Annotated in this window: 8 protein-coding genes and 2 pseudogenes; 7 read left to right on the forward strand and 3 right to left on the reverse strand. The window is 39.3% G+C overall.

Going from position 1 to position 11453, the window contains the following annotated elements; genetic code table 11:
* Positions 1–12 precede the first annotated feature (12 nt).
* Positions 13–479, forward strand: a pseudogene (gene tnpA, locus B3209_RS08475) (IS200/IS605 family transposase).
* 162 nt (positions 480–641) lie between these two features.
* Here tnpA and pepF read toward each other — a convergent pair.
* Positions 642–2441, reverse strand: a complete 1800-nt coding sequence (gene pepF, locus B3209_RS08480; RefSeq protein WP_296663914.1) for an oligoendopeptidase F — start codon at positions 2439–2441, stop codon at positions 642–644.
* An 85-nt stretch (positions 2442–2526) separates the two neighbouring features.
* Between pepF and B3209_RS08485 the strand changes: the two genes are divergently transcribed.
* The 4 genes from B3209_RS08485 (at position 2527) to B3209_RS08500 (ending at position 8398) form a co-directional block, all read left to right on the forward strand.
* Positions 2527–3852, forward strand: coding sequence for an SH3 domain-containing protein (locus tag B3209_RS08485; RefSeq protein WP_296663912.1), 1326 nt, complete (start codon positions 2527–2529; stop codon positions 3850–3852).
* A gap of 70 nt (positions 3853–3922) precedes the next feature.
* Positions 3923–5857 carry an ABC-F family ATP-binding cassette domain-containing protein gene (locus B3209_RS08490; RefSeq protein ID WP_296690468.1) on the forward strand — a complete coding sequence of 645 codons (1935 nt, stop codon included), beginning with the start codon at positions 3923–3925 and terminating at the stop codon, positions 5855–5857.
* 254 nt (positions 5858–6111) lie between these two features.
* Entirely contained in the window at positions 6112–7092 is a 981-nt protein-coding gene (gene galE / locus B3209_RS08495; RefSeq protein ID WP_296664282.1) for a UDP-glucose 4-epimerase GalE, read from the forward strand.
* A 76-nt stretch (positions 7093–7168) separates the two neighbouring features.
* A complete protein-coding gene (locus B3209_RS08500; protein ID WP_296664283.1) occupies positions 7169–8398 on the forward strand; it encodes a M20 family metallo-hydrolase in 1230 nt (409 codons plus the stop codon).
* Positions 8399–8400: 2 nt separating this feature from the next.
* Here the strand turns inward: B3209_RS08500 and B3209_RS08505 are convergent, their stop codons facing one another.
* Positions 8401–9198: a DUF4491 family protein gene (locus tag B3209_RS08505; RefSeq protein WP_296664284.1), complete on the reverse strand. Its 798-nt coding sequence runs from the start codon at positions 9196–9198 to the stop codon at positions 8401–8403.
* Positions 9199–9334: 136 nt separating this feature from the next.
* Between B3209_RS08505 and B3209_RS08510 the strand changes: the two genes are divergently transcribed.
* Complete coding sequence (locus B3209_RS08510; RefSeq protein ID WP_296664285.1) at positions 9335–10165, forward strand: hypothetical protein; 831 nt, start codon at positions 9335–9337, stop codon at positions 10163–10165.
* A 122-nt stretch (positions 10166–10287) separates the two neighbouring features.
* Here B3209_RS08510 and B3209_RS11750 read toward each other — a convergent pair.
* A pseudogene (locus B3209_RS11750) lies at positions 10288–11232 on the reverse strand (formylglycine-generating enzyme family protein).
* Positions 11233–11263: 31 nt separating this feature from the next.
* On the opposite strand from B3209_RS11750, the gene B3209_RS08525 reads away from it, so the two are divergent.
* The coding region (locus tag B3209_RS08525) for a hypothetical protein (protein ID WP_296690471.1) at positions 11264–11453 on the forward strand (190 nt) is incomplete at its 3' end.

An 11453-nucleotide genomic window follows, 5' to 3' on the forward strand; every position in this document is an offset into this window, starting at 1 on the left:
GAGGAAAGAAGAATGGCAAATATAAGAGACTCGCTGAGCCATACAAAATGGCTTTGCAAATACCACATAGTATTTACACCAAAGTACAGAAGAAAAGCAATATATGGACAGTACAAGGAAAGCATAGGGGAAAATACTGCGGCAGCTGTGCAACTACAAAGGCGTGGAAATCATAGAAGGGCATCTGATGAGCGACCATATCCATATGCTGGTGAGCATACATACCACCCAAGTACAGCGTGTCGCAATTCATGGGATACCTGAAAGGCAAGAGCAACCTGATGATATTCGACAGGCACGCAAACCTGAAATATAAGTTCGGGAACCGCCATTTCTGGGCAGAAGGATATTACGTAAGCACAGTTGGCTTGAATGAAGCTACAATTGCAAAGTATATCCGCGAACAAGAATCTCATGATATTGCGATGGACAAAGTTAGTGAAAAAGAATACGAAGACCCTTTTAAGGGTAGTAAGTAGTACCAAAGGCTCTTTAAGAGCCTGTGAGTGACAAGCTGCAATAGGCTTGAACGTATGTGAAAGCTTGGGACTTAAGTCTCAGCTTGAGACCCTAGCCTTATAGGCTAAGTGCAAACCACCCGTTTGACGGGTGGTTTGTGATTTTTTTATATGCCGAGTTTTTTACATAAGTTCTTTTTCTAGCTGATCAACAAGTTCTTTGAATGTGTCAAGAGCTGCTTGTACAGGTTCTGTGCTTTCCATGTTTACGCCTGCGACTTTTAAACTTTCAATTGGGTATCTTGAGCCGCCGGATTTTAAGAATTTAAAGTAGTCATCATGTTCTTGTTTTCCTCCGTTGACGACTCTCTTTGCAAGTGCAAGGGCTGCGGAAATACCTGTTGAATATTTATACACATAGAATGCATTGTAAAAATGCGGGATGCGAAGTCCTTCCATGTCGCTGGATTTTTCAAATTTCATTGCAGGTCCGAAGTACTGCTCTAAAAGTTTTCTGTAAATGCTACGGATTGCTTCTGTGCTTAAAGGCTCGTTGTTTTCTACAGCTTCATGGCATTTAAGCTCGAACTCTGCAAACATTGTCTGGCGGTGCAAAGTTGCAAGAATGTCGTTGGCGCGCATAGATAAGAGATATTTTTTCATTTCATGATTTTTTGCGTTTTTAAGAAGATACTCAAACACAAGTTCTTCATTAAATGTGGATGCGACTTCAGCTTCAAAAATTGTGTATTCATAAGACATGAATGGATTGTTGCGGACGCTGTACCATGAATGCATTGAATGTCCGCCCTCATGCGCCATTGTGTAAACATCACGCAATGAAGTGTCTTTGTAATTTAAAAGAATATACGGATAGCCTTCATAGCAACCGCTTGAAAATGCTCCAGAATTTTTCCCTTTGTTTTCGAATCTGTCAACCCAGCCTCCTTTTAGTCCGCCGCAAAGTGTGTCTGTGTATTCGTTTCCTAAAACTGCAAGTGCGTTTCTTACAATCTCAACAGACTCGTCATAAGAAATTTTTGACTTTACAGATTTTACTAGCGGAACATAAACATCATAGTGCCTAAGTTCTTCAACTCCAAGAACTTTTCTGCGAATTTTATAATACCTGTGCAGGGTGTCAAGATTTTTGTGGACTGTTTCTATAAGATTTTTATAAACACTCACAGGAACTTTATCACCGTAAAGAGCTGCTTCCAAAGATGAATTGTAGCCGCGTGCCCGTGCATGAAAAATATCATTTTTTACAGAACCTGAATACAAGGCTGCAAGGGTGTTTGCGTGGCTTTCAAATACTCCGTAGAATTTTTCATAAGCTTCCTTGCGGATTTTTCTGTCCTGATTTTCTTCAAAGTCGCTCCAAGTGCTATGCGTGAGCGGAAGCTGTTTTCCTTCAACTTCTACAGTTCCGAAATTCATGTCAACATCATTTAAAAGTGAAAAAACATTTGAGGCTGTCTGACCTGATTCAGACTGAAGAGCCATTATGCGTTCTTCTTTTTCGCTTAAAATATGCGGCTTGGCATGAAGCGCTTTTTGAATGTATATTTTGTAGTCTTTAAATTCTGGCTGCTCTATCCAAGAATTTATTTTGTCATCTGGAATTGCAAGAAGTTCCGGTGTAAAAAAACTTGTTTCAGAGCAAGCTGCTGTGTATGCCATCATTACACGGCTGTATTTTTCCTGTGCGGCTCTGTCTCCTTGGTCAGCCTCATTGTTAAGGCTTGCGTAGTGATAGACTTTTTCAATTTGACGGTCAAGCGCTTCATCTGCTTTTAAAGCTTCAAGAAAAATGCTGCTGCTTTCCGACAGTCTTCCTTTGAATGATGCGAAATTTTTTACAAGTGAAGGAATCTTTTTAAGGTCCGCTTCCCATTCTTCATCTGTTTTATAAAGCTGTGTAAGATCCCATTTGTATTCTGCAGGGATGTCTTTTCTTAATGGAATTGTTTCGTCTTTCATGTTTTCATATTATATCAAAAAATATAAAAATTCAATTTTGCTTCATTTGTAGAACTTTATGATAAAATCTTGTAAAATATCCGCCATGAAAAACAGATTCTTTCTTTTTGCATTTTCATTGTTTATGCTGATTTTTTCTTCATGCTCTGGAATTATTGGATATGGAGTTCTATTATGGAATGTCGGCGAAAAAGAAATTCCAGATGGAACAGTTGTTCCTGTTTATTTAAAGTCAAACATTTCTAAAGTTTATGTAATTGGAGTTCCTGAAACAAAAGAAAAAATAGAAGTTCCTCTATGGAAACTTTCCGTTCCTGAATCAAAATCTAAAGCATTGAAGCGCGCACAAAAATATTCTGAGTACAAAGGAAAATACGCTTTTTGTGTTTTAGACGGACTTCCAATCCGCGCGGAGCAAGTGAACACTTCAAAGCAAGTTTACCGTCTGCGCAAAAATGAAGTTATCCGCACGCTTTATAAAGGCAAGGGCGTTTCTCCTACAAACGGCGGTGTTCCTCTTCCTGGTGAATGGCTTCATGTTATTACTGACAACGGAACTGAAGGCTGGTGCTTTAGCTACAATCTTAGGCTTTTTGAAATGAACTTGGATGGAACTTACGGAATTGGATCGGAAGTTGTTGAGTCTCAAAAAACTGACGAGACTCTTGAAAAAATTCTTTCAACTGCCTGGTATCCTGAATATTACAGAGCCATGATTTCTAAAAAGCAGATTGACTTGAATTACATTGTTCCGGGGTACGGTTTTGATTCAGGCTATAGTTCTGGCACTACAAAAATCAGTCTTCCAAATTTAAATGTAAGTTTTCCGTATTCTGAATTTGAAAAATCCGACAATGGAGATTACAAGGCAAAAAATGCTCCTGTTGAAATTGTTCCGCGGAATTCAAAATTCATAATTGTAAAATACACAGATGAAGGCGGGAAACCAAAGAGTTACAATTTTGTTTCGCTTGATGGAAATGTAAAAATTGATGAAATAGTTTCTGCAGAAAAAAACAAGCGGCAAGGTCTTTATAAATCTATCCAATCTCTTGGACCTGATTTCAAAAGCGGAAACTATGGAACGCTTTCTTTTAATGATGGAAATATTTTCAGATGGAGTGGATTTTCTAAACTTGTTCCGTCTGTAATTCCTTCAGGCTCAAAAGGTTTTGGAATTGTTGAAATGAAATATTTCCTTGACGGAACTCTTAAATCTTCGTGGGACGGAGTTGCAACATTCCATTTTGAAAATGCCAGCCGTGAAGTCAATTTCCTTTATAAAAAAGAAGTAAACGGACTTAGGCTTGCTTATGCGAATATAGTTGAAAAATACGACGATAGTTTTGGAAGAAAATATTATTCAGTTTCTCTTCCTGCGAATTCTATGGTTTTGTTTTTTCAAAAGTAAAATAACTGAGCCAGTTTCAAAATTCTAAAAACTCTAATTCTTTCGACTGGCTTATAAAAATAGGTTTTTTATGGCGTTTATTCAGTTTTCAAAAGTTTCTCTTGCATTTGGCGACAGAGATATTTTAAAGAACGTTTCTGTAAATTTGCAAGCAGGAACAAAGGCTGCTCTTACCGGCGCAAACGGAGCGGGAAAGTCAACTTTAATAAAAATAATGGCTGGCATTTCAGAACCTGATTCTGGAGAACGTATTGCTCAAAAAAATGCGCGCATTGCATATCTTCCGCAGAGCGGGCTTGTTCATTCAGGCTGCACTTTAAAGGAAGAGGCGGACAAGGCGTTTGACTGGGGATACGAAATTCAAAATAAGGCAGATTCTCTTGGTGAGCTTTTAAAGTCAAATCCTGAAAACTCAAACAAGATTGCAGTTGAGCATTCAGAACTTTTGGCTGAACTAGAAAACAGCGGCTGGTATAGGCGTGAAGTTCTTGCTGAGCAGGTTTTGCTTGGCCTTGGTTTTGAGCGTTCTGATTTTACAAAAAGGACTGAAGAATTTTCTGGCGGATGGCAGATGCGTATTGCGCTTGCAAAAGCCCTTATGTGTGGTCCGGACATTCTTCTCCTTGACGAGCCTACAAACTACCTTGATATTGAGGCGCGCAATTGGCTTGAAAAATTTCTTGCAGATTTTAAAGGCGGATTTTTGCTTGTAAGCCATGACCGTTATTTTTTGGATCACACAATAAATGAAGTCTATGAACTTTTTAATGGAACTTTAAAACGTTATCCTGGAAATTTTTCGCATTACGAGGAAGTGCGCAAAGTTGAACTTGACTCTCTGATTGCTTCCTATGAACAGCAGCAGCAGGAAATTCAGCATCTTGAAGAATTTATAAAGCGTTTTGGATACAAGGCGACAAAAGCTGCTCAAGCACAAGAGCGTCAAAAAATGCTTGATAAAATTCTTGAAAACAAAATTGAAATTCCAGAGAACCTTAAAAAAATTCATTTTAGTTTTCCAGAAGCACCTCATGCCGGCCGTCTTGTTCTTACGTTGGAAAATATTTGCAAAAATTACGGCGGACCTGATGTAATAAAAAATTTGAATCTTGTTGTAGAAAACGGAGAGCGTCTTGTTGTAGCAGGAAGAAATGGAGCCGGAAAATCAACTTTGCTTAGAATCATTGCAGGAATTGATCAGGATTTTTCAGGATCAGTAAAACTTGGTGCAGGAGTTTCAGTTGGATATTTTAGTCAGGACAGCGCGGAAAAAATAAATGGCAGTGAAACAATTCTTGAGCGTTTGGAAAACAATGCGCCTCTTGAACTTGTCCCTAAACTCCGCGATATGCTTGGCGCGTTTTTGTTCCGTGGCGACGATGTTTTTAAAAGCATCAATGTGCTTTCCGGTGGAGAAAAATCCCGTATCGCATTGCTTGAACTTTTGCTTCGTCCTGTGAATCTTCTTGTTCTTGACGAGCCTACAAACCATCTTGATATGCATTCAAAAGATGTTCTGCTTGAGGCTTTGAAAAGTTTTGGCGGAACAATTGTTTTTGTAAGCCATGACCGCGGATTTATTGAAGATCTTTCTACAAAAGTTTTGGAGCTTCATCCTGGTGTTTTCAGGGAATTTGTCGGCGACTACAAATATTATATGCAGCGCATTGAAGAAGAACAGTCTGCGGATAGCGAAAAAGTTTTGGATTCAGAAACTAAAAAAGCAGAGCAAAAAACTGAATCAAAACTTTCTTGGGAAGAGCAAAAAAAACGTGATTCTGAGAAAAGAAAAATTCAAAAAGAAGCAGACAAACTTGAAGCCATGATTCTTGAGGCGGAAGAGAAAAAATCGGAACTTGAAAACCAGCTTTCTTTGCCGGAAGTTTATTCAAATGGCGAAACTGCAAAATCTGTTCAATCTCAAATTTCAAAAATTGCTTCGGAACTTGAAGAGCTCAATGCTCAGTGGCTTTGTGCTGCTGAAAAACTAGAGGCGTTTTCATGATGAGAATTTGTGCAATTTGTTGCGCATTTTTTTTTAATATAAATTGAAAAATTACTTTTATTGGATTATTATATTTTCAGTTTAATTCAAGATAGTCTAAATAAAAACTGCCAAAAATAGTGTCAGTTTTTATTTTTACAAGTTTGCGTTGCAAGCTTTTTTATCAACTGCTGTTTCTTACTTTGTTGCGGGACAGCTTAAAAAGTCAAATCGGAAGTTGATATTTTCTCATTGACTTTTTATGGGAGGAACAAATGAAAGTTTTAGTTATTGGTGGCGCTGGATATATTGGAAGCCACGTTGTAAAAGAACTTATGGCAAAAGGCCACGAAGTTACAGTTTTTGACAATCTTTCAAGCGGACTTATCCAGAATCTTTTTAAGAAAAATGAATTCATTGCAGGCGATATTCTTCACCCAGAAGATTTGGACAAAGCGTTTGCCCGTGGATTTGATGCTTTTATTCATCTTGCTGCGTTCAAGGCTGCCGGCGAATCTATGATTTTCCCGGAAAAATATTCAATAAACAACATAAACGGAACTTTAAATATTTTGAATGCTGCCGTTGCCCACAATTGTCTCAACATGGTTTTCTCTTCAAGCGCAGCGACTTTTGGCGAGCCTCAGTATCTTCCGATTGATGAAAATCATCCTAAGAATCCTGAAAATTACTATGGATTTACAAAGCTTAAAATTGAAGAATTCATGGGGTGGTATGACAAGCTTAAGAATCTAAAATTTGCGGCTCTTAGATATTTCAATGCTGCAGGCTACGATCCTGAAGGCGTTATTTACGGACTTGAAAGAAATCCGGCGAACCTTCTTCCTGTAATGATGGAAGTTGCCTGCGGAAAGCGCGATAAACTCAAGGTTTTTGGAAACGACTACGACACTCGCGATGGAACTTGTATCCGCGATTATATTCATGTAACGGATTTGGCTTCTGCTCACGTTCTTGCTTTGGAATATATTGCCAAGAATAAAAAAAGTCTTACTCTTAACCTTGGAACAGGAAACGGAATTACTGTTACAGAAATGCTTGAAGCTACACGCCGCATAACGAAAAAAGAAATTCCTGCAGAATATGTTGGCAGACGCGCAGGAGATCCGGCTCAGCTTACAGCTTCTTCTAAACTGGCAAAAGAGGTTCTTGGCTGGGAACCAAAATACAGCGATGTTGATACTTTGATAAAATCAACCTATGACGCTTACCTAAAGTACTACAGCGAAAATTAGTTTTGCACAAAGCCGTCTGTTGAAACAGGCGGCTTTTTTGTTTTATAATTTTTCAAAACTTTTCTAGGATATAAATATGAATTCTGATTTTGAAAAAATAAAAAATTATATAGAAAACAATACTTGCAGCATGGTGGAGCTTGAAAAGCTTTTGACTTCTATTCCTGCTCTTGCTCCTGAAAATGGCGGCGAGGGTGAAGAAAAAAAATGCGCGGCACTTGAAAACTGGCTTTTGTCAAATGGAATAAAAAAACTTAAGCATTATGATGCTCCTGACTCAAGAGTTCCTGCCGGATTCCGCCCAAATTTAGTCGCTGAAATTCCCGGTGAAAAAAATGATTTTTGTATTTGGGTTTGCGCTCATCTTGATGTTGTTCCTATAGGCGAGCCTTCTTTATGGAATACAAATCCGTGGCAAGCTATTGAAAAGGATGGAAAAATATTTGGCAGAGGAGTTGAAGACAATCAGCAGGGACTTTGCAGTGGAGTTCTTGCGGCACTGAGTTTTGTAAAACAGAATGTTGTTCCCGCTCATACAATTAAGCTTCTGTTTATGGCTGATGAAGAAGTTGGCTCAAAGTACGGAATGAATTTTCTTATACAAAACCACAAGAACATTTTTGGAGCGGATGATAGAATTCTTATTCCAGACGGCGGAGACCATTTAGGACAGACAATTGAAGTCGCGGAAAAAAATATTCTTTGGCTTAAGTTTCATACAATTGGAAAACAAGCGCATGGTTCTCGCCCTGATCAAGGATGCAATGCAAAACTCGCTTCAAGTTATCTTGCTTTAAAAATTCATAATCTTGAAAAAGTTTTCAATGCGCATGATAAAATGTTTGAGCCTTCGCGTTCAACTTTTGAGCCGACAATGCAATATCAAAATGTTTCAGGTGTGAATATAATTCCGGGCGATGATATTTTCTGCGCGGACTGCCGCATTCTTCCGCAGTATTCTCTTGACCAAGTGCGAGCGGAAGTGAATAAAGTGATTCGGGAAACTGAAGAAATTTACGGCGTAAAAATTCAAGTTGAAGAACTTCAGGCAGAACAGTCAAAAGCGACGTCTGTGGAATCTCCTGTTGCAAAAGAACTTTTTGAAGCCATAAAAAATGTCCACGGAATTGAACCTCGCTTTGTTGGCATTGGCGGAGGAACTGTTGCCGCAGGACTTCGAAATGCCGAAATTGATGCTGTTGTCTGGTCAACTATGGATGAACTTGCGCATCAGCCAAACGAGTATGCAATCGTAAAAAACATTGCAAAGGATGCTCTTACAATTGCATATATGGCATGCAGGTAATTTTAAATTTCTTTTATCAAGTGAATTGTTGTCGCAGTGTGCCCAGAATTTCCGAGCCGTGAAGAAAGTTCTGTAAAGCCATTTTTCTTGTACATTGAAACTGCGCTTGAAAACTGCGGGAACGATTCGATATAAAGTTTTTTGTAGCCTGCCAATTTTGCGCGCTCTTCAATAAGACTGAAAAGTTTCGTTCCAATTTTCATTCCGCGTGAGTCCGGGCAAAGATAGAATTTTACAATTTCAGCGCAATCCGCCGGAAGCCCTTCAGTTGGAAAGTATCCGCAGCCTCCAAGAATTTTTCCGTTGTGTTCCGCAATAAAATATTCTGATTTTTTATTTTTGCTGAATGTTTCAAAAAGAAAATCTGTAGCCTTGTCTGAATAAACTGAATTTTCTTTTGGCGCTCCAAACTCTTCAAATATTGCACGGATTATAGAAGCCAGCTGCTCGTTGTCTTTTTTCTGAATCGGCCGGATTATTATTGCTTCTGAAATTTTTCCTTGCATTGAAGCATTTTGCCTTCTTTTTTTATTCTGCGGAAACCAGCCTTTTTGAACTCGCTTTGTCTGCTCTTTAAGTTCCTTTATGCTCCAAAGACACGCGCTTCCCATGAGCGCACATAAAACTGAAACAATTCCGCTTGTAAAAACAGAAACTGCGCAAAATAAAATTCCTGCCGCAAGAAAAACCGGCCAAATTTTTTCAGAAAAATAATATTCGCCTTTTATAACAATCGGATGAAAAATTCCAATTACAAAAAATGACGCAAATGCAATGACTATTCCGTAAAAATTCAACATGCACTTATTTTATAAAATAGATGCGCAAATGTAAAACATTAAAATTTTACAAAATATCTTGACAAATCCCGGGGGGGGTAAAATAGGGGTTGCTCTTTATTGAGAGCCATTTCTGTTAATTCTTGGAGGAATTGTTATGAAGAAGTTTTTGAAAATTTCACTTTGCGTATTTGCTGTGGTGTCCATGTTTTGTGGATGCAAGGCTGACGGTTCGCTTGATGATGAAAAGTTATCTGGCTTGGTAAATTCTGGAAACGAAAATAATAATGAGAAAACTGGAATAAATTGCCTTTCAGCCTACAACTCACCAAGCGGAAATGGAATTCAACTTATGTTTTCCAATCTGCCTGATGGATGTAATGGCGCAGATATTGTGTACAAATCTGAAGATGATGGATATTGGCAGACAACAGCTTATATTGATTTGAGTGGAAATAACAGAACCGTTTATTTTCCTTTTGTTGACAATGGAAAAAAATACAGCTTTTATGCGAATCTTAATCATAATGAAACCGGAAAAGAATCTGTGCGCCTAGGCTACTCGTCTATTGTTGAAGTTGTGGCTAAAGGTGAAAATTTACTAGGTGAAATAAAGATACTAAGCAATCCTCATATTGAAAGGAAATATGAAAACGGAATTCTTAGCTTTGAAGGAATTTCAGTTAAAAATGCAAATTGCTTAGGTGATGTTGTTTGTGAACTTTTTGATGAAAGATGGGGCTGGCTGGGAGCTTATAAAGGCGAACTTTCAGGTGATACTGTTTCTTTTGATTTCTCTGATGAAGATTTGTTATTTTATGATGAAAGAAACTTTCATTATAATAGAAATGGAAGATATAATTTCAATGTCTATTTTTTGACAAAACAGGAAGGGCAAACTGTACGCCTGTTTTTCTACCACACAGTTTATGATTCTGAACCAGGATATGGAAAAAAGGGGGCAAACGACTATTTCACTTATAAATAGCCTCTGTAAAAGAAGCACAAAGGATTTTTGTCAGCACCCCTTGCAAAGAATTTTGGGCAGGGGGCCTTGCAAGAATGTGTCGGCCTGTCTGACGTGCGCACGTAAGAACATGATGTAGAACGCTATTTTGCAGTGCGGACAACGCGGAAGCCAACGGTGCCGTATCGCCTATGTTTTTCTACTGCGTAGTCGATGTACGAAACAGTGCAACATTCCGGGACATCGGCCCAAGAACCGCCATGTGCACCGTCGGAGTTATAGCCCCAGCACCATTCACTTACGTTTCCGCTCATGTCGTAAAGTCCGTAGCCGTTTGGCTTTTTGGTCTTTACATCCCTTGTTTCCCCACAATCCGAACCCAAGAGAGCATCAAAAAGGTAGCCATACCATGCCACTTTGTCTGCTTTTTCGCTTCCGGCATAAGTGTAGCTTTCGCCGCCGCGCGCCGCCCATTCCCATTCTTCCTCTGTCGGAAGACGGTAGCCGTCTGCCGAAAAGTCGCACTGTGCTCCGGAGGTCCATTCGTAAAATTCTCTATCATAAACGTTCGGAGTATCTCCCCAAGGAGTTCTTTTCTACTTTGCCGGGTCTGTTTCTCCGCCAATTGCATAGCAGGGGGTAAGCCCCTCCTTTATAGAAAGCGTGTTGCAGTATACAAGCGCATCAAGCCAGCTGACGTCGGTTGCAGAATTGTTTTTTGCATTGTCACCCGTAAGCTCCTTTCCGCTCTTGTTGCGAGCAGGGACACGGCTTGGGTCGCTTCCTATGACAGCCTTGTACTCTCCGCGTGTTACCTCATGGTCGCTCATGTAGAACGGGGCGATTTCAAGTTTACGTCCGCTTACAAATACTTCTGATTCCGGCTTCCATGTTTCTGTTCCGTCAATTGAAACGGCAGGAATTTTTACAAATCCTTCCGGAATCTTCTGGCTGTACATTACAGACGGGGACGCAAAGGCAAAAACTGCGAGCACAGGCAAAATCTTAGCAATCTTTTTCATAAACTTACCCTTAAAAAGAAATTCCGCTGAAAAAAAATCAGCATTGTCTATTTTACCCCCCCCCATTCGGGATTTATCAAGTGAGCCCGCGGGATTCTTGAATAAGAGAACATCTTTGGTGGTTGTTGCAGAAGATATAAAAAAAACAAAAAAAATGAGAAAAAATCATATCAAGGTGTTGACACGCTCATGGGAAATGCGGTATATTGATGTCCACCTGCGGCAGTCAGCCGCAAGCTTTTTGAAAGGCATAAATCAGGGATGGACAGCAAAAGCAAGAAACGCTT

Origin of the sequence: Treponema sp. UBA6852 (assembly GCA_002449305.1) — a bacterium.
Lineage (GTDB): Bacteria > Spirochaetota > Spirochaetia > Treponematales > Treponemataceae > Treponema_D.

Bases quoted from the DNA above. Each gene is read 5' to 3' on its own strand.
- B3209_RS08485 (WP_296663912.1), top strand. From the start codon at position 2,527: ATGAAAAACAGATTCTTTCTTTTTGCATTTTCATTGTTTATGCTGATT.
- galE (WP_296664282.1), top strand. From the start codon at position 6,112: ATGAAAGTTTTAGTTATTGGTGGCGCTGGATATATTGGAAGCCACGTT.
- B3209_RS08490 (WP_296690468.1), top strand. From the start codon at position 3,923: ATGGCGTTTATTCAGTTTTCAAAAGTTTCTCTTGCATTTGGCGACAGA.
- pepF (WP_296663914.1), bottom strand. From the start codon at position 2,441: ATGAAAGACGAAACAATTCCATTAAGAAAAGACATCCCTGCAGAATAC.
- B3209_RS08500 (WP_296664283.1), top strand. From the start codon at position 7,169: ATGAATTCTGATTTTGAAAAAATAAAAAATTATATAGAAAACAATACT.
- B3209_RS08505 (WP_296664284.1), bottom strand. From the start codon at position 9,198: ATGTTGAATTTTTACGGAATAGTCATTGCATTTGCGTCATTTTTTGTA.
- B3209_RS08510 (WP_296664285.1), top strand. From the start codon at position 9,335: ATGAAGAAGTTTTTGAAAATTTCACTTTGCGTATTTGCTGTGGTGTCC.